Genomic DNA, 20,192 nt, shown 5'->3' on the forward strand with positions numbered 1-20,192 from the left:
CTACGATCCTGCACCGGCGGTCTCGATGGACTTCTGCATATCAGACAGCGCCTGATCCACAGACTTGTCGCCCTTCAGGGCAGCGTACGAGTTCTCCTGGATCGCCTGGGTGACGGCCGGGTAGAACGGGGTTACCGGCCGCGGCACGGCGTTTTCGATGGAGGTCTTCAGGACCGGCAGGTACGGAAGCTTCTTCACCAGTGCGGCGTCGTCATACAGGCTCGTGAGGACCGGAGCGAGCGAACCCTGGGTGGCGTAGAAGCGCTGGGTCTCCTCGGAGGTGATGAACTTCAGGAAGTCCAGGGCCGTTGCCTTGTTCTCGGAATAGACGCTCACGCCGACGTTGTGCCCGCCGAGGGAGGAAGCACCGGGCCCGTCCTTGCCGGGAAGTGCAGCCATGCCCAGCTTGTCCTTGACCTTCGACGAACCTTCCGTGACGGCCAGGTTGTAGACGTACGGCCAGTTGCGGTGGAACAGCAGGTTACCGGACTGGAAGGCGCGGCGGCTCTCCTCTTCCTGGTAAGTGATCGCTTCCTTCGGGATGCTGCCATCCTTGAAAGCGTCAACGAGGTTGGACAGGCCTTCCTTGGCCTCAGGCGTGTTCAGGCTCGGCTTTCCGTCCTTGTCCAGCACGGACCCGCCCGCGGAGTTGATGGCCTCGGAGGCATTGACCGTGAGGCCCTCATACTGCTTGAACTGGCCGGAGTAGCAGCCGATGTTGTTCTTCTTGGCGATGTCGCACATCTGCATCATCTCGTCCCAGGTCTTGGGCGGAGTGGGAACGAGGTCCTTGCGGTAGTAGAGGATGCCGCCGTCGGAGTTCTGGGGTGCTGCGTACAGGGTGTCCTTGTAGGAAGCGCCGGCCACCGTGGACGGCAGCATCGCTGAAGTATCGATTGCCATCTTGTCCTTGAGCGGCTGGAGCCAGCCCTTCGCCGCGAACTCGGCGGTCCACACGAGGTCAACGGACATGACGTCGTAGCCGGCGTCCTTGGCCTGGAAGTGCTGCACGAGGTCATCGTGCTGCTGGTCTGCCTGGTCCGTCTGCTCCTTGAAGGTCACCTTCTCGTTCGGGTGCGCGGCGTTCCACTTTTCCACCAGCGGACGGACGACGTTGCTGTTGTCCTTGCCCTGGACGTAGGTGATGGGACCGCGGCCATCCAGGTTGTTGGCAGCATCGCCGCCGCCGGCACCGCCGCCCGTGGTGCCGCCCCCGCCGCCGCCACAGGCGGACAGTGTCAGGGCAAGCACGCCGGCGGTCGCGACCGGAAGTAAGAACTTTGGCGTTTTCATGGGCTGGAGACTCCTCGCTGAGTGACATGGAAATCAATCGTGCGGTTGATGTGGTGACTGTCACACTAGTAACGTTGCCCGAAGATATGCAAGCGTTTACACAGAATTGTTACCGGAGAGGCAACCATGACCCATCGCCCGATCAGCACACCGGCTTCCGAGACAGCAACGTGGTGGGCCAACGCCGTTGTCTACCAGATCTATCCGCGCTCCTTCTCTGACGGGAACGGTGACGGCATGGGTGACCTGCCCGGCATCACCGCACGCCTGCCCTACCTGCAGCAGCTCGGGGTCGATGCGGTCTGGCTTTCGCCGTTCTACAAATCCCCGCAGGCCGACGGCGGATATGACGTCGCCGATTACCGGCAGGTGGATCCGGCCTTCGGCACGCTCGCGGATTTCGACGCCATGCTGGACGAAGCCCACAGCCGCGGCCTGAAGGTGATCGTCGACCTGGTGCCCAACCACACCTCCGATGAACACGTGTGGTTCCGGGAAGCCCTTGCGGCGGAACCCGGCTCGGCCGCCAGGGAGCGCTACATCTTCCGGCCGGGGAAGGACGAGGTTGCCGGCTCCGGCGACGGAAACATCGCCCCCAACAACTGGAAGTCCATCTTTGGCGGGCCGGCCTGGACGCGGACCACGAATGCCGACGGCACGCCCGGGGACTGGTACCTGCACCTGTTCGACACGAAGCAGCCGGACCTCAACTGGGAAAACCCGGAGGTCTGGGAGGAGATGCGTTCCGTGCTCCGCTTCTGGCTGGACCGGGGTGTGGACGGCTTCCGGGTGGACGTGGCCCACGGCATGGTGAAGGAAGCCGGCCTTCCGGACTGGGAGGGCGTTGCGGCCATGGTGGAAGGTTCCGCTGAAGCAGCCCATTTGACGGATCCTCCGGGCGCGCACGGAGAGGCCGTTGAACCGCATACGGCGCACGTGTCCCCGGCCCCTGTGTCCCAGTCCACGCTGTCCCCGGCCCCTGACTCCGGTGGCGCCGGGCACGAGCCCGTATCGCCGCTGTATCCGCCGTCGCCCTTCTTCGACCAGGACGGCGTCCACGACATCTACCGGGACTGGAACCGGGTCCTGGCCGGGTACGACGGCGACCGCATGCTGGTTGCGGAGGCCTGGGTTGAACCGGCTGAGCGGCTGGCGCGGTACATCCGTCCGGACGAGATGCAGCAGGCCTTCAACTTCGACTTCCTCCTGGCCGGCTGGGACGCGCAGCGGATGGCCGTGGCCATCGAGGATTCCCTTGAGGCGGCCGCATCCGTCGGTGCGCCGTCCACCTGGGTCTTGAGCAACCACGACACGGTGCGCCATCCGACCCGCTTCGGATTGCAGGACCCCACCACCTTCCCGAAGGGCATTGCCGCGGAGGACGAGCAGCCGGATGCCGCACTCGGACTGGCCCGTGCAAGGGCGGCCACGCTTGTGTCCCTCGCCCTCCCCGGCTCCGCCTACATCTACCAGGGCGAAGAGCTTGGCCTGCCTGAGCACACCTCGTTGCCGGCAGAGGCCCGCCAGGACCCGTCATTCTTCCGGACCAACGGCATCGAGCGGGGCCGCGACGGCTGCCGGGTGCCGCTGCCGTGGAAATCCGCGGCCCCCGGCTACGGCTTCGCAGCGTCCTCCGCGGTGCCGGCCCCGGCCGCCCCATGGCTGCCCCAGCCCGAGGTGTTCGGGGATCTCGCTGCGGACCGGCAGGAAGGGGTCAAGGGCTCGACGCTGGAGCTGTACCGCTCCGCGCTCACGGCGCGGCGGAGCCACGGACTGGGATCCGGAACATTCTGCTGGGCGGACAACCACGACCCCGAACGGGGCGTACTGGCCTTTCACAACCGCGATGTCCTGGTGGTCGCCAACACGGGCGCGGAGCCGACGCCGGTCCCCGACGGTTACCGGGTGGCGCTGTCAAGCGCTGAAGAACGGCCTGCCGGGGAACCTGGTGGCGGCGAGGCAGTGGTTGCCCCCAACAGCACGGCGTACCTGGTGGCCGGCTAACGCAGCCCAGGCCAATGGACCCGGCTAGCGGACCCGCTCAGCACGGCTGAAGCGGGTCCGCGCGCCTGCCGCGATGTGCACCAGGACCGGCGTCCGCTGGCCCACGACGGCACTCAGTGCGTCAACGAGGTCGGCCGCTTCGGCGGCGACAGCCTGCGGAGAAACACCGGGCCGCGGGTGCAGCCGGAGCTTCAGCGCCGGCTGGCCCTTGACGTCGTAGATTGCCACCGTGGCTCCGGCGAGGTCGGGACGGTCGGCCAGTGCGTTCTTCAGTGCCTGCTCGGCCACTCCCCCGCCGATCCGGATGTCGCCGGGAACCCCGCCGGGATCCTCCGCTGCCAGCAGGAGGTCGGTGCGGCCCTTGCCCTGCTGGGCGATCCAGGCAACCATGAGGCCGATCAGCAGCACCACGGCCAGGGCAAGCACGATCCACAGCCAGCTACCCTGCCGGCCGGGGAACTGCGTGCCTTCGAAGACCCCTGTCACGGTCTCCGAAACCCCTCTGGACCAGGAGTGCCACCACGCGGCGACAGCGGGGACGGCAGCCAGAAGCATCAGCAGCACGCCGATCACCAGGAGTTTGAAGCCCAGGATACCGAGGAGGATCCGGTTGAGAAGCCTGGGTGTGCCGGTCATGCGCCCACCACCCCGGAGGTGGACAGGTTGACGGTCACCTGCGGCATGGGCGTGGGTCCCATCGCCTGCAGTTCGTCCTCCACTGCCTGCAGGATGGCATTTTCGCTGACCGGACTGCCGGAGGTGGGACGGACATTCACCACCACCTGTCGCTGGGAGACCACCACCATGACCTGTTCCTGCGTGACGTTGGCCGCGATGCGGGCGCTCCGGGCGAGTGCCGCGGCGATGACTTCGTCATCAACAACCACGGCAATCCGCCGGTTATCCAGCAGATGCCTGGCCCTGCGCCCGGGCAGGACCGCACTCAGGAAAAAGAACAGGCCTGCTGCCGCAATGACGGCACCGGCGGCTCCGAGCAGCAGCGGCGGCACGCCCGCCGGGAGCGCCGTGATCCGTTCCGCAGCCGTCTGCGGATCGATGAGCCAGGGCGGCTGGCCGATGGCGCGCACGGCAAATTCCAGGAGCGCGTAAAGGCAGAGCGCGATCACCAGGGCTCCGGCGATGACTGCCGCGACGGCACGTGAGGAATGCGTCTCCCGGTGCAGGACGCGCCTCATGTCAATGGAGGCGGCGTGCGCTGCGGCGGAGCCGCCCTGTACCGGCTCCCCGCCGGCCTCGTGGTGCTGTTCGACGACGGAACTCACTGCACCCTGCCCCCTTCCGTGACGTGCGCCCCGCTGATGCGGATGTCCACCCTGCTCAACCTTGCACCGCTGAGCTCGGTGACCTTGGTGAGGATGTCCGTCCTGGCGTGCACGGTCCTTTCCCAGATGGAGCCGCCCAGGACCTGGATGCGTCCCGGGTCGCGGAGGACGGCGGAAAGGCTGGGGACCCTGATGGGGGCGACGAGCGACAGGGCCAGCAGGCCGTCGTCGTCCGCCCAGTCAGCCCGCACGTCATGGGCGTGGATGCCCAGGGCCTCGGCCGCGGCAGCTTTGGCCAGGCTGGTGAGCGCCTGCGTGCTGATCCTGTTGTGGCCGCTGTACTGGCGGCTGGGCGTGGGTAATTCGGCTGCCTGGCTCATGTCGGCTGCACCGTTCATGCGGGCTGCACCGTTCATGAGGACGAGCGCCGGCCGCTGATGGCATCAATGACGCTGCGCAGGTCCAGTTTCCCTTCTGCGGCGCGGCCGAGGAGCGCACCGATACCCATGAACAGCAAGGAAATCAGGAAGCCCCAGAGGCCGAACTGTAGTGACATGAACGCCACAAAGGCGCCGACTGCGATTCCAACCACCGTGGGGCTCACAGGACCGCCTCCCGCTCAGAGACCGCGGCGGGCGCACCGGTCGGCTTCACCGGCGGTGCGATGTAGACGTCGTTGATCTCGACGTTCACCTCGATGACCTGCAGGCCCACCAGTTTCTCGACCGCCGAATAAACGCTGGCCCGTACCTGGTTGGCCAGGGCATGCAGTGGGGTGCCGTAGACGGCCACAAGGGTTATGTCTACTGCCACCTGGGTCTCGCCGACCTCGGCGTGCACGCCGGCGGCATGATCGGAGCTGCCGACCGCGTCCCGAATGGCACCGAGCGCCCGTGAGGAGCCGGTGCCCAGGGAGTACACACCGGGCACGGCCCGGGCCGCGATCCCGGCAACTTTGGCCACGGCGGTCTCGGAGATGACGGTCCGCCCGCCGGCTGCGGCCGGCGTCAGGGCAGGGTCCGCGCGAACGGCGGCGGTTTGTGGATTCTGGTATTCCATCAGCACTCCCCTTCTGTTGAACACAACCCTATCCCTTAGGCCGGACAACGTCAGGGGCCCCCGCCGCAGCCCGCACCCGGGGGCCGCGGCCGGGCCCGTTGCCCGGGACCCTGCGGCCCAGCTAGTGGCAGTTCGCGGACAGCCAGCTGGTCACGGGGGCCATGGCGGCTTCGAACTGGCCGTTGGAATACACGCTCTGGTCGGTGAGGCCCGCCAGCGCCACATCCTTCAGCTGCGTGAAGTCCGCCTTCAGCGCTTCCGGCGCCCGTTCCGCGGTCTCGGCCAGTTCCGCCTTCTTCTGCTCCAGTTCTGCAGTCTTGCCCTGTGCAGCGGAAAGCGGCAGCAGGGACGCGCCCGTGGCCTGGGTGGAGATGGCGTCGCACGCCTCGGCCGCCGAGGCGTAGCCGCCATACGGACCGGACGCCGCGCTGTCCGACGCCGTGGGGGCGGCGCTGCCGGCCGCCGTCGTGGTTGGTGAAGATGCCGACGGCCCATTGCCGGAGGCAGGCGCGGAGCAGGCGGTAAGTGCCGCTACGGCAAGAAGGGCGGTGGCGTACAGCGGGCGGGCAAGATGTTTCACAGTTTCCATTCCTGGAGTGGTTTCGCCGCCTTCGGCGGCCTGGCTGGGCAGCCGAAGAACGCCTGCCCCCGTCCCCCGGCGTGCGAGTCTAGCCCGGCCGGCTGGCCTCTTTCCAAGTTGACAGGCCGGGTGCACTTTGCAGTCGGTTCAGGTTTTGGCCCCGTATATATGGAATGCAGACGCAGCAGAAGGCGCCCGGACCGGGTCCGGGCGCCTTCCGTCATTGCTTCAGCCTGTTATTGCTTCAGCACGGTCTACTTGTAGAGGCCGTTGCCGCCAACGTGGACGTTGGTGGGCAGGTAACCGAACGGGCCGAGGCCGTTCTTGCCGAAGGTCCGGTCAACCTTGGTGACGCCGTCCCGGAAGTTGATCTTCACGGTGGGCGACAGGGAGCCGCCGCGGACGCCGTTCACGTTGTCGATGAAGGACTGGACCAGGCCGCCCGGCTGCACGTAGTGCGAGTAGGCCTGGAACTGGCGGCCGTTCTGCTGCTGGGAGATGGTTCCGCTCGGGTTGTTGGCCGGCAGGTTCAGGTCGGTCGGGGACCCGAGCGCCAGGCCCGAGTTGTTCACCGGAAGGTAGTCGGAGCGGACGCCGTCGCCGACGAAACCGTAGACGCCGTCCGGGCCGCGCATGCCGTCGGCATAGGTGAACTGGTGGCTGATCGTGTACAGGTAGTACTTGTTCTTGCCATCCTCGTTCTGGATGAAGATCTGCGGGCGCTCAGTCTGGTCGTTCACGCAGTTCGCGGAGAGGATGGGCGGCAGGAACTTCCACTTGGTCAGGTCCTTGTTCTCGGCGACAGCCAGGCCCACGTTGCCGGTCTGGTAGTAGGCACCGGAGGAATTGACCTCGTTCAGGGACTCCGCGTTCGGGTCGCCCGGCCGGTAGCCCAGGTCCTCCTTCGTGCAGCGGTGCGAGCCGCGGTTGCCGGCGGTGTTGCCCTCGAAGACCATGAAGGTCTTGCCCGGATGCGCCGGATCGGCGAACGTGTACGGGTCGCGGAACGCGAAGCCCGGGTTCTGCTCCTTCGTCTGGTACATCTTGCCGTCCGGTTCGAGCAGCTTGGTGTGCTTGAAGCCGTCGAAGGTCACGCCATTCTTGTCGGCGTGGATGTTGCCCAGTGCCTTTGCAATCGCGGCATCGGGGGCAATCCCGCCACCGCCGGCGTTGCGCTCGGCCACGTCATGGAAGGTGGTGGCCGTGTAGAACACGTTCACCTGGTTCCCCTGCATCAGGCGCGTGGAACCGGACCATTCGGTGTTGCCCACTGAGGCACCGTCCACGAACAGGTGTCCGCCGTAGTTCCACTTATCCTTGGCCGGGTCAGCGTTGGTCTTGCGGTAGAAGAAGCCGATGCGGGCGTTCCAGTGGCGCTGGTCGAAGTTGTATCCGGCATGACGGTCCGCGACGAGGGAGAAGATGACATCCCAGCCCTTGTAGCTGATCTGGTTTGCATGTTCGTCCGTGAGGGACCAGGTGTCCCAGACCCAGACATCCTCGTTCATGGTCGGGAAGTCCTCAGGGATCTCCGGCATGGTGACGTCGGGGCTCATGGAGTTCTGGCCCGGCGTTACGGTCGGGTCGCTCTGCGCCATGATCTGCTTGGCGTCCGCACGGGTCCATTTGGACGTGAAGTCCGACGCCGGGTCGTAGGCCTTCTGCGTGTGGGGCGTCGGCAGGGGGAAGCCCGGAGTCGGCGCCGGCAGCTGGCTGCTCGACGGCGGATCAGACGGCTCGTTAGCCTGCGCCGAGGGAACGGCGAGGAACGCCGTGGCGGCGACAGTGGCCGCCAGAGCTGCGGCGGCGGGTCGCCACCGCAGCATCCGGGGGGTGTTGGGGTGCTTGTGCATGTTGTGCTCTTCTCGCGGAGTTATTTCGTGGAAGACGGGCAGCTGCCCTTTCCCCCGCACTCCGGAGACCCCGCTGACACGGCAGGCGTCATCGAGGACGCCGTTGTGTCGAGGGAAAAGCAGGGTTTGGGTAGGACCCCGCATTGGGCGAGTGGAAATGTCATACATTTCGCGGCCCACACTCAACGCTAGACAACGTTGTCAGCCGAGTTCAACACGGTTTTGGGCAGAAGCCCCCGGGAGGTGCCCATCTGATGCAAGCGCTTGCATCTCGTTTGCGCGCGCGTGCCTCAGTTCAGGTTTGGAATCAAATGGGCCTTCATCAACGCGTCATCAATGGCCTTGGTCACACGCTTCCGGCCGTACCCTCCCCGGCCAAACGGGGCACTATGACACGGAACACGCCAGCCGCCGTCGTGATTTTCGGCGCGGCGCCCCAGAGTGACACGACGGCCCGCCGCCGGCAGCCAGGGTCCAGCAGACGGGCGCCGCCCGGCCGAACAAAACGGGGCACTCCGACACAAACACGCCGGCGGCCGTCGGAATTTACGACGGCGCTACCCCCAAAGTGCGTCAGGACGGCTCGCCGGGGGCAGAGAAAGGCGGAACGGGAAGAAAAGGAGGATACGAAAAAACCCCGCTGTTCCAAGTGGAACAGCGGGGTTTAGCTGGTGGCTCCGACCGGCGTCGATCCGGTGACCTTTCGATTTTCAGTCGAACGCTCTACCAACTGAGCTACAGAGCCTAGGTGACGTGTCACCATGACGGCCGGAATTTCTTCCGGCAATCAAAGCGACCCTGACGGGACTTGAACCCGCGACCTCCGCCGTGACAGGGCGGCGCGCTAACCAACTGCGCTACAGGGCCTTGCTATTTCTTGCTTTCCGCGGTATCTCTACCGCGTTTTTTCAAGGACTCCAGCCTACCAGACTTTTTTGCCTGCTTTGACCACTTCCTTGCGTACCCCCAACGGGATTCGAACCCGTGCCGCCGCCGTGAAAGGGCGGTGTCCTAGGCCGCTAGACGATGGGGGCTTGGACTCGATCTGGCTGAACAAGGGCAAAAATAAAGGGCCGAAGCCTTTCGTTCTTGTCCTTTCGTGTTCCTCCGAACCGGACGTCTAAAACTATAGAGCCTAGGCAGGGAATATCCAAAATCGGGGCTACGGCCACCCAAACGGCAGGCGAATGCAGGCCCGCCAGAATGGCAGTTTCTTGGTGAGACATGACCGATTTCCGCCAGCCATGGGACGGGCAGCGGAACTAGATTGGCACCATGGCATCTTCCGCCGGCACAAGCCCCCTGCAGCCCCACTCCGAACTGAACACGCACCAGCCCCGGGGGCGCGTGAGCCCGCTGGGGGTCGCCGCCGTCGTGGTGACCGTGGTCCTCTGGGCCTCAGCCTTCGTGGGCATCCGCGCCGTGGGCCCAAGCTTCTCCCCCGGAGCCCTGACGCTGGGGCGGCTGGCGATCGCCGCCGTCGTGCTGGGCGCGGTGGTGCTTCCCAAGCTGCGGGTGCTGCCACGGGGACGCGAGTGGTGGCCAATTCTCGCCTACGGCGTCATGTGGTTCGCCGGGTACAACGTGGCGCTCAACGCCGCGGAGCATTCGCTCGACGCCGGAACCAGCGCGCTGCTCATCAACGTGAACCCCATCCTGGTGGCCGTGATGGCAGGCATCATCCTCAAGGAGGGTTTCCCGCGCTGGCTGATCATCGGCAGCCTGGTGGCATTCGGCGGCGTCGCGGTCATCGCCTTGGGTTCGGGGACGCGTTCGACGGCGGACGTGGCAGGCGTGCTGCTTTGCCTCCTCGCTGCTGCACTCGCCGCCGTGAGCGTCATCATCCAGAAGCCCGTCCTGCGCAAGTTTCCGGCGGGGCAGGCCACGTGGTTCGGAATCATGGTGGGCCTGATCTGCTGCCTTCCCTTCGCCGGTCAGCTGGGGCAGGAACTGCAGGCCGCCCCGCTGCCGGCCACCCTTGGCCTGGTCTACCTGGGCATCTTTCCCACTGCCATCGCCTTCACCACCTGGGCCTACGCCCTGTCATTGATTGATGCCGGCAAACTCGCCGCCACCACGTACCTCGTGCCTGGCACCACGGTGCTGATCTCATGGCTGGTGCTCAGCGAAATCCCCAGCGCCTGGGGGCTCGTGGGCGGTGCCATCTGCCTTCTCGGCGTGGGCCTGACCCGGCGCAGATCCCGCTAAAGTTTTGGTATGCCCGCAAACCTGCCACCCGGCCTCCCGATCGTGCCGCAGGGAGACGGCGAACCTTCGGGTTTCGACATGTCCGAGGCCGACTTCGAAGCCGCCGTCAGCGACGCCCTGGAGCAGCTTCCGGCCGAGGTGGCGCGGGCCATGGACAACGTGGCGGTGTTCATCGACGACGACTACGTTCCGCAGCCCGGCGAGGACCCGGACACCGTACTCCTGGGACTGTACGAGGGCGTTCCGCTGACCGAGCGCGACTCATGGTGGGATGCGGGTTCCCTGCCCGACCGCATCACCATCTACCGCCAGCCGATCCTGGACATCTGCTCCTCGCGCGAGGACGTGGTGGATGAGGTGGCGGTCACGGTGATCCACGAGATTGCCCACCACTTCGGAATCGACGACCAGCGGCTTCACGAACTCGGTTGGGACTAGCCTTGTAGGCATGGGACACGACCACAACCACGCCCACAGCCTTACGGCCACGGGGAGGCATCGCAGCCGGCTGATGGCGGTCCTGGCCATCACCCTCTCCGTGATGGTGATCCAGGTGGTCGGGTCCCTGTTGTCAGGTTCCCTCGCCCTGCTGGCCGACGCGGGCCACATGCTTTCTGACGCTGCCGGTGTCTTCATCGCCCTGATGGCCGCTTGGATCGCGGCGCTGCCGGCCAGCCATCTGCGGACCTACGGCTACCAGCGGGCGGAAGTGCTGGCCGCGCTTGCCAACGCCCTGATCCTGGTGGTCGTGTCGGCAGTCATCTTTACCGAGGCGATCCGGCGCATTGGCTCTGCGCCCGAGGTGCACACCGACATCATGCTGTACGCCGCCGTCCTGGGCGCGGCCGCGAACCTCGTTTCCCTGCTGATCCTGCGCAAGGCCCAGCAGGAAAGCCTCAACGTCCGCGGCGCCTACCTGGAAGTGCTCGGCGACCTGCTCGGCTCGTTCGCCGTGATTGCCGCTGCCCTTGTAATCAAGTTCACCGGCTATCTGGCAGCGGACACCATCGCGTCCGTGATCATTGCCGCGATGATCCTGCCCCGGGCCTGGCACCTGCTCCGCGATGTGGTCGATGTCCTGCTGGAGGCCACCCCGAAGGGCGTGGAAGTCAGCATGATCCGCGAACACATCCTTTCGGTGACTGGCGTGGTGGCCGTCCACGACATCCACATCTGGACCATCACGTCAGGCGTGCCGGTGTTTTCCGCCCATGTGGTGGTGGAGGACGAGATGCTGAACGCCAAGGGCACGGACCAGGTCCTGGACAAGCTCACCAGCTGCCTGGGCTCGCATTTCGACACCGAACACTGCACGTTCCAGCTGGAACCCGCCAGCCACTCAGAGCACGAATCGCGCCAGCACGCCTGACGTTTCGCTGGCGGTTTGCGCTTTAGCCGTATTGCAACACGCCCAAGCGCCTCCCGGCGAATGACACTGCTGTTGTTTATGTTATTGATGTGACCAGTGTTGCCAAAGTGGCAATTGGGCACCTAACCTCAGAGGGCTGGGCATCTCCTGGGGCGCATTTCCGTGCTGCCTCCCGTTCCGTTCGCCCCGCCCTGACTTGCGAGGTTACGAATGGGTTTGACCGGCTCTGGCCGCACGACGGCGGTCCTGTGCACCGCCGTCGTCCTCTTTGGAACCCTTGCGGCACCCGCACGCGCTGACCGGGCACTTGCAGTAACGCCCTCGTTGGTCCTTGCGGCAGCAGCCCTGACGGTTCCGGCAGCGCCGGAGACACCCTCCCCCGCGGACATCGCTGCCGCCAAGTCCAGTGAAAGTGCGACGGCGGCAAAGGTTTCCGACATTGAGGGCATCCTCGCCGACGCCGCGGCGGCGCAGGAGGTCACGTTCGCGCGTACCCTCGAAGCCAACAACGCCTACAGCAATGCCCTCGTTGAGCTGAAGACGAGGTCCGAGGCCGCCGCGGTGGCCACGGCAAGGGCCGCTGCCGCGGACAAGGAACAGTCCAGGAGCCGGAAGGCCGTGGGGCAGCTGGCCGGGGACCTGTACCGGAACGGCGGCCTCAATCCGGAGCTGAGCGGACTGGTCACCGGAACGGGCGACGTGCTCGCCAAGGCTGCAACGCTGCAGGCCCTGACCGCCGGCCGAAGCAGGGCCTTCGCAGAAGCCGAAACCACCGCCGCCGCTGCAGAATCACTCACCGCCGCTGCCGCCGACGCGCAGCGCGCGGCAGACGACGCCGCAAAAACCGCCGAGACCCTCAAGGCCCAGGCGGACCAGGCCAATGCAGCCCAGGCGAAGGCGGTGGCGGATGCCAGGGCACAGCGGACTGTCCTCGTGGGGCAGCTCGCCACGCTGCGCAACACGACGGCGGCACTGGAGTCCGCCCGCGTGGACGGCCTGGAGCGCCAGCGCCAGCAGGCCCGCCTTGCCGCCGTGACTGCTGCCGCCGAACGTGCTGCCGCAGCCCAGGCCGTGGCGGACAAGGCAGCTGCAGGAAGCGCTGAGGCGTCCGGCGGCGGGACTGCGCCGTCGGTGGACCGGGCCGCTTCAGCGCCTGCAGCGACGCCGGCCCGGCGGGATCCTGCCCCTGCCGCTCCGGCCCCAGCCGATCCTGCCCCGGTGCGCCCGGCTCCCGCGCCTGCGGCTCCGGCCCCGGCTCCCGTACGGCCGGTCCCGGCTCCCGCGCCGGCACAGCCGGCACCCGTACGGCCAGCACCTGCCCCGGCCCCTGCTCCGGTTCAGCCGGCTCCTGCTCCGGTTCAGCCCGGCCCGTCTCCTAGCGGCTCCAACCAGGCGGCCATTTCCGTGGCCATGGCCAAGGTGGGCTCGCCGTACTTCTACCAGTACGGCGGCAACGGCGCGTACGGTTTCGACTGTTCGGGCCTGGTCCAGAACGCGTTCGCAGCCATCGGAAAGCAACTTCCGCGCACCGCTGCGGAGCAGTTCGCCCAGGCGCCCGTCCACGTTCCCCTGTCCCAGGCCCAGCCCGGGGATCTCCTGGTCTGGGGATCCGCCCCGGGTTTCTACCATGTGGCGATTTACCTCGGCGGCGGCAAGGTGGTCCAGGCGCTGAACCCGTCCGCGGGCATCACCGTCACGGAACTGAGCATGATGGCCGGCATGCAGCTGCACCCGGTCGCTGCACGGTACTGATCCCAGCCGGGCTGATCCCGGCCCGCTGATCCCGGCCGGACTGATCCCGGCACAAGACGGAAAACCCTAGGACAGCACGTCCTTGCTCACGAACCTGCCGTACGCGAGTGCCCCGAAGGCCGCGATGTAGCCGGCCTGCAGGAGCGCGTTGTCACCGAACGAGTCCCAGCCGATGGGCTGGCGGAGCAGGTCTGCGAAGCCAAACCAGTAGTGCGTGAACAGCCACGGGTGCAGCCACTCCAGCTGCGGCAGCTGGTCGAGCACCTGGGAAACAACAGAGAGAACGATGGTCGCGGCCATGGCGCCCACGGGCACGTCGGTCAGCGTGGACAGGAACAGCCCGATGGCCGACAGCCCCAGCAGGGACACGGCCTGATACGCGGCGATCAGCAGCATCCTGACCAGCGCCTCCTCCGGTTCCACGAGGTCGCCCGAGAGCAGCGCCACCGGCCCCACCGGGAAGAGCGCCCAGCCGATACCCGCGCCGGCGAGCGCCACGGCCAGCGGGGCGGAAAGGCAAAACACCGCCGCCCCGGCATATTTGACCAGCAGCAGCCGCACCCTTCCGGCCGGAGCCACCAGCAGGTACCGCAGCGTGCCCAGTCCTGCTTCCCCCGCAATGGTGTCGCCCGCGACCACGCCGATGGTCAGGGGCAGGAACAGCGGAACAGATACCAGCATCGCGGTGACGGCCACGAACAGCCCGTTTTGGCTGATCCGGTCCAGGAAGGCCGGCCCCCTCCCCGGGGGAACAGTTGAAGAAACACGGACGACGACGGCAATCACCACCGGGATGGCAGCCAGTGCCAGGAGCATCGCCTGCGTCCTGCGGCGGCGGAACAGCTGCTTCAGCTCCGAGGCGAGCAGCGAGCCGCTGGATGCCCGGCGCCGGGTCCCCGGCGCGGGCACGTTCCGTACCGGCAGTTGCTCGGCTGCCGGTTCCTGTTCCGCCGGACGGTCACTGTGCGACATCGAAGCCCTCCCCCGTCAAAGCCACGAAGCGGTCCTCCAGGCTGCCGCGCTCCACCATGAACCCGCGGACACGCACGCCGTCCGCCACAAGGGCAGCGACGATGGCTTCCGGTGCCACGCCTCCATTTGCGGGCGGTTCGCCGGCCGGCCCCGGGACTTCTCCGCCTACAGGCAAGCTGGAGGTGATGACGGCGTCCGCGCCGTCCGGATGCCCCACCACGGGGGACAAACCAAAGTGCGCCAGAACGCCCGAGGCTGTACCGGCGTCGGGCGTCACCAGGCGGAGCTGCGCGGTACCGGCCTGCCGCAGTTCGGGCAGCGGCCCCTGGGCCACCAGCCGGCCGGCGCTCATGATGGCCGCATGCGTGCAGATCTGCTCCACTTCGGCGAGCAGATGGCTGGACACGAACACGGTGGCGCCGTCAGCGGCGAGGGACCGCACCAGGTTCCGGACCTCCCGCGTGCCCTGCGGGTCCAGCCCGTTGGTGGGTTCGTCCAGGACCAGCAATTCGCGCCGTGCCAGCAGCGCGTTGGCGATTCCCAGCCGCTGCTTCATGCCGAGCGAGTAGGCCCGCACCTTCTTGCGGGCGGCGTGGGAAAGCCCTACACGTTCCAGCGCTTCAGCCACCCGTGCCCGGCGCGTGGCCGGTGCCGCATGGCGGTCTGCTGCATCCAAGCGGTGCAGATTTGCCGCGCCCGACAGGAACGGATAGAAGGCCGGGCCTTCCACCAGAGCCCCGACCCTCGGCAGGACCTCATCCAGCTGACGGGGCATGTCCAAGCCGAGGACCCTGACCTCCCCGGCAGTCGGGGCGGCGAGGCCGAGCATCATGCGGATGGTGGTGGTTTTGCCGGAACCGTTGGGGCCCAGAAAGCCGAACACGGAACCGCGGGGCACAGCGAGGTCGATGCTGTTCACCGCCAGCTGGTGGCCGAAGCGCTTGCTCAGCCCCTGCGTTTCTATGGCAGTTGCGGAACCCGGACCGCGGCCAGCGGCTGTCACTTCGCAGCTGCGGCGGCCTGGAGCCGCTCCAGGGGGACGGAACCGACAAAGGTCCGGCCGTCGTCGGTCAGCAGGACGTTGACCAACGACGTGGAGATCGCCCGGCCCCCCTCGACGGTCACGGTGGCCTGGCGCAGCAGCGGATCGTTGAGCAGCTTGCCCACCGACTGCCTGCCGGAGTCAAGGGACGGGGAGGACACGGGCGGGGCCGGGATTCCGACGATCCGTTCCCAGCCGGTGCCCGTGACGGTGGGGGTGTGCTCGCGCAGCTCCTTGTCAGCCGGGTCCTTGTGTCCCCGGTTCCTGTTGGCCGGATCCCTGTCAGCCGGATCCTTGTGGCCCATGTCCTTCTTGTGGGACGGCACTGCAAGTTCCTTCACCGAGGCACCCGGCGGAGGAGAGAAGTTGAAGAGGCCTGCGTCGGGAGCCCCAAGCGTCAGGCTGGAGAACGCGGTCCGGAAGGCAGGCTCCTGTTGCCCGCGCGCCCGTACCTCCACGCTCAGCGGCATGCCGTTCTCACCGTCCACGGCGAGGGCCACGGAGCCCACCAGGGTCACATCCGAGCGCGGCGTGAGGACCAGGTTGTATGCCGCACGGCCTGCCACCTCGGTGTCCTCGGCCACCGCCACTTCGGTGCTGCTGTCCAGCTTTTCAAGCATTTTCGCGGCCAGTTCCTCCGGCGTTGCCACGCCCGCCGGCATGTCATGCTTGCGGGATTCCTTCGACGCCGCTGCCGGAAGCGTGACGTGTGTGGCCGTGTTGTCCTTGGAGTTGTACAGCCACAGCTCGTTGCCCTGGCGGACGGCGTCGCGCTCAGCCATCCGGTCCATCACCTGGATGCGCACCTTGGTTGGTCCGTCGACGTAGACCCTGGCGCTGTGCGGCCCGGTCAGCAGCTCAGCGAGGGAACCCGTGGGGGCGCCTGAAGTGGGCCCTACCTGTGGAACATCGGGCAAGCCGAGTTCGGAGGACTGCTCCAGCGTGCCGGAGAAGGACGTGGTCTTGTGTTGTTCGATCATCGCCAGGACCTGGGCCGGCGTCTTCTCCGGCAGCGGGTCGCGGGCACTCGCAGGCAAGGACCCCGCCAGGACTCCGGCAGCAATAACAGCAGGTACGGCCACGGCAGGCGCCCACCGCAGCCAGATGGCAGTCATGTCAACTCCGCTCCGACGTCGCAGGTCATACCCTCAGGTTACGCCTCGGCACCTCCTGTGGCAGCCCCGCGGCGGAGTGTCCGTTTCCCCATGCAGCCGCCGGTGGGTCAGACTGGGTATGACGCCGTCTTCCAGCTTCCAGGAGCCCGTAGCCAATGCGCATTCCCGGTGCCACATCCAGTCCCGCCGATGAACTGACAGGCATCGTGGGCTTCGCCGCCCAGTCGATCGAATCGCTCGGGGAATGGGGTGTGGGCCTCTTTACGCTCCTCGAGACGGTGTTCCCGCCGATTCCCAGCGAAGTGATCCTTCCGCTGGCCGGGTTCCTGACCCGGCAGGGATCCCTGAACCTGGCCCTGGTCTTCGTGACCAGCACGCTGGGGGCTTATCTGGGCGCCCTGGCGCTGTACTTTCTTGGCGCGAAGGTGGGTCTTGAACGTTCGATCAGGTGGCTGTCCAAGCTGCCGCTCATGGACCGGGAGGACTTCGAACGCGCCGAGGACTGGTTCCGCCGCCACGGCAGGTCTGCAATTTTCTTCGGCCGGCTGCTGCCGGGGGTCCGCAGCCTCATTTCGCTGCCGGCCGGTGCCGAAAGGATGCACCTGGGCACCTTCAGCCTCTTCACCATCGCGGGCACCGCCATCTGGAACGGGGCGCTGATCGGCCTCGGCGTACTGCTGGGGCGGCAGTACGCGATGGTTGAGCAGTACTCCCGCTACCTCAACTTCGCCGTCTACGCGGGGCTGGCCATCTTCGTGCTGTGGCTTGTGGTCCGGCGCATCCGCCGCGGTAAACCGGCGCCGGACCGGCAGTAGCCGCGGTTCACAGCACCGCCTTTTTGGGGCCGCCACCCTGTTCAGTTGCCCGGATCAGTTGCCCAGAGCCGCTGCTCACTTGCCCGGCACTGCAGCGTCCGGTACGACGGTGCCCGGCACCGCAGCGCGCGGCACCACGGTGCCGGCGCCGCCGTCGACCGTCACTTCCTGGCCGGTGCTGAGCAGTGAGGTGGCGTCAGCGACACCCACTACAGCCGGAATGCCATACTCCCGCGCCACCACGGCACCATGGGAATTGGGGCCGCCCATCTCCATCACCAGGCCGCCCGCCGTCAGGAACAGCGGGGTCCAGCCCGGATCGGTGGACGGCGCCACGAGGATCTCCCCGGGTTCCAGGTGGGCGCCCACGGGGTCCAGGATGACGCGGGCCGGCGCTGTCACTGTTCCTGCCGACGCCGGGCTGCCGGACAGTGCCCCGGCGGCGGTTCCGCCGTCGGTAAGCAGCGTTTCGGGTTCCGTTCCGTCGGAGAGCAGCATGCGGGGGATGTGGCGCCGCTCCAGTTCCAGATAGTAGGGGCCCTGCCGCTGCGCCACGAGATCCTGCATGTCGGCCCCGTCCAGCGCCTGGTGGGCTTCGGCAAAGTCCAGGAAGAAGATGTCGTCCGCCCGGGCGAGCCGCGTCTGCTCCGCCAGGACCGCGCCCACTTCGGCCAGCTGTTTCCGGACTTCGGCCAGGGCGAGGACGATCTGGAACTTGGGAAGTTCGCGCAGCCCGGCGAAAAGCCGCGCACGGCGAAGCGCTGCCCTGACCGTCACGGCGCGGAGGCGTCCCCTGGAACGGGCCTCGGCCACCAGCCGCTCGATTTGCGCCTCCGCTTCGGCTGCCGCCTTGCTGAACTGGCGGTCGGGGGCACGCTCGGGATCCTCCAGCCGGAGGTAGTTGGCCAGGACACCCAGGATATGCGCGGGGTCGTCCCGCCAGCGGGGCATGCCGACGTCGATCTCGGCCACCGCCCGGTGCCCGTACCGGGCCAGGAACCCGGCCAGTCCGGCCTGGGCCGCGGCGGGCAGCTCGCCCGCGGCGAAGCGGTGGGCGAGCACGGCAGGGGCATGTCCGGTGAGCACGGCCACCGAGTCCGGGTCGGACTTAATGCTGGTCGCGACGCGCCACAGCTCGAGGTCCATCTCGGTTGTCACGTTGTTGGGCAGTCCGCGGAGCACGGGCTGGAGGTCAGTGTTGCTGTTTGACCCGGCACCATCTTTGCCCGCACCAAAGAGTTTGCCCGCTCCCAGGAGCTTCCCGGCCAGGCCCAGCATGGCGAAGCCGAGGCCGGCCAGCGGGAGCACGGCCGGAAGGTTGGGAAACAGCCGCGAGAGTATGTCCTCGGCGTGGTCCAGCCGTTGGCGCGGGGAAGCGCCGCGGGGCAGTTCCAGCGTGGCGTTGAAATCGGCGGTGAAGCGGTTCAGCCGTTTAAGCGCCGCCTCCGGACGGACCAGCGCCCGCAGCGCTGCCTCCGGGATGCGGAACCGGACAGCGACGGGGACTACGTGCCTGAGCAGGTCCCATGGCGTACGGCGGGTGATGGAGAGGCGGGGATCGTCGAACACGCTGCGGAGGACTTTGGCGGAACGTGCCTCCATGATGTCAAAGACGCTGGGGATGATCCGGCGGCCGACGGTGCTCCGCGCGGCGGCCGTCAGGTCGACAAAGATGCGCTGGCCGGCTTCGACGTAGGGCGGCGGCCCGCCGCGGCGGTCCGGGACGTCAAAGCCCGCGGCGGCAGCAACCGAGGAGCCGATTTGCCGCAGGGCGGCAAGTCCCATCGGGGTCAGCGGCCGGGTGAGGCCCTGGGCGAGGCTGAAGCACAGGTAGACGCGCAACTCATCCCCCGGGCCGCGCCGGGCCGGGGCCTTCGACGGCACGGGGTAAAGCGTGGTGATCGGCCTGGACTGGGTCAGCCAGAGTCTTCCGCCGCCGTCGAGCGCCCATTCCGTGTCCTGCGGGGCGCCGTAGTGCGCCTCGGCCTTGCTCCCCAGCGCAGCCAGCTCCCGGATCTGCGCGTCGGTCAGGCACGGTGTGTCCGCCCGGGCCTGGTCTGCCCCTGCGCCATGGTCAACGTGCTCGGTGCCTCCCCCGGGCAGCGGCCGGACAACCGTCCGTTTATCCCCCAGCCGGCGCTGCAGGATGGCTCCGGAGGCGGTGTCCACCACGAAATGGTCCGGGTTGACGGCGCCCGACACCACCGCCTCGCCGAGCCCGGGGCTGGCGTCGATCACAGCCTCCCGGCGCCTGCCGGTTACCGGGTTGGCAGTGAACATCACGCCCGCCGCCTCCGCATCCACCATGCGCTGGACGACGACGGCGAGGGCTACCGTTGCGGGGTCGATGTTTCGGCTGGCGCGGTACGCCACCGCCCGGTCAGTCCACAGCGACGCCCAGCACTTCCGGACAGCGTCCAGCAAGGCAACAGCATCGATGACGTTCAGGTACGTGTCCTGCTGGCCGGCAAAACTGGCGAAGGGAAGGTCCTCGGCCGTGGCCGAGGACCGCACTGCGACAGGAACGCCGTCCAGCGCCCGGTAAGCCGCCAGCACTTCCCCGGCGACCGCCGTCGGCAATTCCGCCGACGTGATCAGGCTGCGGGCCCTGGCGGCCAGGCCCGCGAGGGCGTCCAGGTCGTCGGCCGGCGTGTCCCGCAGGGCTTCATGCACCTCGGCGAGCCCGAGCGGCCCGACTGCCTGGACGTAGGCCTCGGTGGTCAGGCAGAACCCCCCGGGCACGGGGAGGCCAGCCGCCAGCAGCTCGCCCAGGTTGGCGGCCTTCCCGCCAACCTGCGGCAGCATGGAGGCGCTGAGGTCCCCCAGGCCGAGCACCAGCCCGCTCAT

18 protein-coding genes and 3 tRNA genes are annotated in these 20,192 nt (G+C 67.5%); 6 read left to right on the forward strand and 15 right to left on the reverse strand.

Annotated elements, in window-relative coordinates:
- Complete coding sequence (locus BWQ92_RS07840; RefSeq protein WP_076799020.1) at positions 1 to 1,293, reverse strand: ABC transporter substrate-binding protein; 1,293 nt, start codon at positions 1,291 to 1,293, stop codon at positions 1 to 3.
- A 126-nt stretch (positions 1,294 to 1,419) separates the two neighbouring features.
- Here BWQ92_RS07840 and BWQ92_RS07845 point away from each other — a divergent pair, with 126 nt between their 5' ends.
- Positions 1,420 to 3,297, forward strand: coding sequence for a glycoside hydrolase family 13 protein (locus BWQ92_RS07845; protein WP_076799021.1), 1,878 nt, complete (start codon positions 1,420 to 1,422; stop codon positions 3,295 to 3,297).
- A gap of 24 nt (positions 3,298 to 3,321) precedes the next feature.
- Here the strand turns inward: BWQ92_RS07845 and BWQ92_RS07850 are convergent, their stop codons facing one another.
- The 10 genes from BWQ92_RS07850 to BWQ92_RS07895 form a co-directional block, all read right to left on the reverse strand.
- The gene (locus tag BWQ92_RS07850) at positions 3,322 to 3,933 is read right to left on the reverse strand and encodes a hypothetical protein (protein ID WP_076799022.1); all 612 of its coding nucleotides are present in this window, start codon (positions 3,931 to 3,933) and stop codon (positions 3,322 to 3,324) included.
- Positions 3,930 to 4,580, reverse strand: a complete 651-nt coding sequence (locus tag BWQ92_RS07855) for a DUF6286 domain-containing protein (protein WP_076799023.1) — start codon at positions 4,578 to 4,580, stop codon at positions 3,930 to 3,932. The genes BWQ92_RS07850 and BWQ92_RS07855 overlap by 4 nt, the downstream gene beginning before the upstream one ends.
- Positions 4,577 to 4,978, reverse strand: coding sequence for a hypothetical protein (locus tag BWQ92_RS07860; RefSeq protein WP_236783145.1), 402 nt, complete (start codon positions 4,976 to 4,978; stop codon positions 4,577 to 4,579). The genes BWQ92_RS07855 and BWQ92_RS07860 overlap by 4 nt, the downstream gene beginning before the upstream one ends.
- Before the next feature lie 14 nt (positions 4,979 to 4,992).
- A complete protein-coding gene (locus BWQ92_RS07865) occupies positions 4,993 to 5,184 on the reverse strand; it encodes a DUF2273 domain-containing protein (RefSeq protein WP_003799126.1) in 192 nt (63 codons plus the stop codon).
- Positions 5,181 to 5,639 carry an Asp23/Gls24 family envelope stress response protein gene (locus tag BWQ92_RS07870; protein WP_076803586.1) on the reverse strand — a complete coding sequence of 153 codons (459 nt, stop codon included), beginning with the start codon at positions 5,637 to 5,639 and terminating at the stop codon, positions 5,181 to 5,183. The genes BWQ92_RS07865 and BWQ92_RS07870 overlap by 4 nt, the downstream gene beginning before the upstream one ends.
- A 121-nt stretch (positions 5,640 to 5,760) precedes the next feature.
- Positions 5,761 to 6,228, reverse strand: a complete 468-nt coding sequence (locus BWQ92_RS07875; protein ID WP_236783146.1) for a hypothetical protein — start codon at positions 6,226 to 6,228, stop codon at positions 5,761 to 5,763.
- A gap of 245 nt (positions 6,229 to 6,473) precedes the next feature.
- Entirely contained in the window at positions 6,474 to 8,072 is a 1,599-nt protein-coding gene (locus BWQ92_RS07880) for a glycoside hydrolase family 68 protein (RefSeq protein WP_076799025.1), read from the reverse strand.
- Between the two features lie 669 nt (positions 8,073 to 8,741).
- Positions 8,742 to 8,817: transfer RNA gene (locus tag BWQ92_RS07885), tRNA-Phe, on the reverse strand.
- Positions 8,818 to 8,865: 48 nt separating this feature from the next.
- A tRNA-Asp gene (locus BWQ92_RS07890) sits at positions 8,866 to 8,939 on the reverse strand.
- 94 nt (positions 8,940 to 9,033) lie between these two features.
- Positions 9,034 to 9,106, reverse strand: a tRNA-Glu gene (locus BWQ92_RS07895).
- A 241-nt stretch (positions 9,107 to 9,347) separates the two neighbouring features.
- Here BWQ92_RS07895 and BWQ92_RS07900 point away from each other — a divergent pair.
- The 4 genes from BWQ92_RS07900 to BWQ92_RS07915 all read left to right on the forward strand — a co-directional run bounded on the left by BWQ92_RS07900 (position 9,348) and on the right by BWQ92_RS07915 (position 13,401).
- Positions 9,348 to 10,280: a DMT family transporter gene (locus BWQ92_RS07900; RefSeq protein WP_076799026.1), complete on the forward strand. Its 933-nt coding sequence runs from the start codon at positions 9,348 to 9,350 to the stop codon at positions 10,278 to 10,280.
- 9 nt (positions 10,281 to 10,289) lie between these two features.
- Entirely contained in the window at positions 10,290 to 10,718 is a 429-nt protein-coding gene (locus tag BWQ92_RS07905) for a metallopeptidase family protein (protein WP_076799027.1), read from the forward strand.
- A 10-nt stretch (positions 10,719 to 10,728) separates the two neighbouring features.
- Positions 10,729 to 11,649, forward strand: a complete 921-nt coding sequence (locus BWQ92_RS07910; protein ID WP_076799028.1) for a cation diffusion facilitator family transporter — start codon at positions 10,729 to 10,731, stop codon at positions 11,647 to 11,649.
- Positions 11,650 to 11,859: 210 nt separating this feature from the next.
- On the forward strand, positions 11,860 to 13,401 hold the full coding sequence (locus BWQ92_RS07915; RefSeq protein WP_076799029.1) for a C40 family peptidase: 1,542 nt from the start codon (positions 11,860 to 11,862) through the stop codon (positions 13,399 to 13,401).
- Between the two features lie 66 nt (positions 13,402 to 13,467).
- Here the strand turns inward: BWQ92_RS07915 and BWQ92_RS07920 are convergent, their stop codons facing one another.
- Genes BWQ92_RS07920 through BWQ92_RS07930 form a run of 3 tightly spaced genes read right to left on the reverse strand, consistent with a single transcriptional unit; the run spans position 13,468 to position 16,530 of the window.
- Positions 13,468 to 14,373 carry an ABC transporter permease gene (locus BWQ92_RS07920; RefSeq protein WP_236783147.1) on the reverse strand — a complete coding sequence of 302 codons (906 nt, stop codon included), beginning with the start codon at positions 14,371 to 14,373 and terminating at the stop codon, positions 13,468 to 13,470.
- Positions 14,360 to 15,376, reverse strand: a complete 1,017-nt coding sequence (locus BWQ92_RS07925; RefSeq protein WP_076799030.1) for an ABC transporter ATP-binding protein — start codon at positions 15,374 to 15,376, stop codon at positions 14,360 to 14,362. Before BWQ92_RS07925 ends, BWQ92_RS07920 begins: the two co-directional genes overlap by 14 nt.
- The gene (locus tag BWQ92_RS07930) at positions 15,373 to 16,530 is read right to left on the reverse strand and encodes a LolA family protein (protein ID WP_076799031.1); all 1,158 of its coding nucleotides are present in this window, start codon (positions 16,528 to 16,530) and stop codon (positions 15,373 to 15,375) included. The genes BWQ92_RS07925 and BWQ92_RS07930 overlap by 4 nt, the downstream gene beginning before the upstream one ends.
- 155 nt (positions 16,531 to 16,685) lie before the next feature.
- On the opposite strand from BWQ92_RS07930, the gene BWQ92_RS07935 reads away from it, so the two are divergent.
- Positions 16,686 to 17,345, forward strand: a complete 660-nt coding sequence (locus BWQ92_RS07935) for a DedA family protein (RefSeq protein ID WP_076799032.1) — start codon at positions 16,686 to 16,688, stop codon at positions 17,343 to 17,345.
- A gap of 75 nt (positions 17,346 to 17,420) precedes the next feature.
- Here BWQ92_RS07935 and BWQ92_RS07940 read toward each other — a convergent pair whose 3' ends face one another.
- Entirely contained in the window at positions 17,421 to 20,192 is a 2,772-nt protein-coding gene (locus tag BWQ92_RS07940) for a PEP/pyruvate-binding domain-containing protein (RefSeq protein WP_076799033.1), read from the reverse strand.

The sequence above is a fragment of the Arthrobacter sp. QXT-31 genome (assembly GCF_001969265.1).
In the GTDB taxonomy this organism is placed as follows: Bacteria; Actinomycetota; Actinomycetes; order Actinomycetales; family Micrococcaceae; genus Arthrobacter.

Excerpts from the sequence above, each read along its gene's own strand:
- BWQ92_RS07920 (WP_236783147.1), bottom strand. The coding sequence starts at position 14,373 with ATGTCGCACAGTGACCGTCCGGCGGAACAGGAACCGGCAGCCGAGCAA.
- BWQ92_RS07845 (WP_076799021.1), top strand. The coding sequence starts at position 1,420 with ATGACCCATCGCCCGATCAGCACACCGGCTTCCGAGACAGCAACGTGG.
- BWQ92_RS07930 (WP_076799031.1), bottom strand. The coding sequence starts at position 16,530 with ATGACTGCCATCTGGCTGCGGTGGGCGCCTGCCGTGGCCGTACCTGCT.
- BWQ92_RS07850 (WP_076799022.1), bottom strand. The coding sequence starts at position 3,933 with ATGACCGGCACACCCAGGCTTCTCAACCGGATCCTCCTCGGTATCCTG.
- BWQ92_RS07880 (WP_076799025.1), bottom strand. The coding sequence starts at position 8,072 with ATGCACAAGCACCCCAACACCCCCCGGATGCTGCGGTGGCGACCCGCC.
- BWQ92_RS07840 (WP_076799020.1), bottom strand. The coding sequence starts at position 1,293 with ATGAAAACGCCAAAGTTCTTACTTCCGGTCGCGACCGCCGGCGTGCTT.
- BWQ92_RS07875 (WP_236783146.1), bottom strand. The coding sequence starts at position 6,228 with ATGGAAACTGTGAAACATCTTGCCCGCCCGCTGTACGCCACCGCCCTT.
- BWQ92_RS07910 (WP_076799028.1), top strand. The coding sequence starts at position 10,729 with ATGGGACACGACCACAACCACGCCCACAGCCTTACGGCCACGGGGAGG.
- BWQ92_RS07870 (WP_076803586.1), bottom strand. The coding sequence starts at position 5,639 with ATGGAATACCAGAATCCACAAACCGCCGCCGTTCGCGCGGACCCTGCC.
- BWQ92_RS07860 (WP_236783145.1), bottom strand. The coding sequence starts at position 4,978 with ATGAACGGTGCAGCCGACATGAGCCAGGCAGCCGAATTACCCACGCCC.
- BWQ92_RS07900 (WP_076799026.1), top strand. The coding sequence starts at position 9,348 with ATGGCATCTTCCGCCGGCACAAGCCCCCTGCAGCCCCACTCCGAACTG.
- BWQ92_RS07915 (WP_076799029.1), top strand. The coding sequence starts at position 11,860 with ATGGGTTTGACCGGCTCTGGCCGCACGACGGCGGTCCTGTGCACCGCC.
- BWQ92_RS07935 (WP_076799032.1), top strand. The coding sequence starts at position 16,686 with ATGCGCATTCCCGGTGCCACATCCAGTCCCGCCGATGAACTGACAGGC.
- BWQ92_RS07940 (WP_076799033.1), bottom strand. The coding sequence starts at position 20,192 with ATGAGCGGGCTGGTGCTCGGCCTGGGGGACCTCAGCGCCTCCATGCTG.
- BWQ92_RS07905 (WP_076799027.1), top strand. The coding sequence starts at position 10,290 with ATGCCCGCAAACCTGCCACCCGGCCTCCCGATCGTGCCGCAGGGAGAC.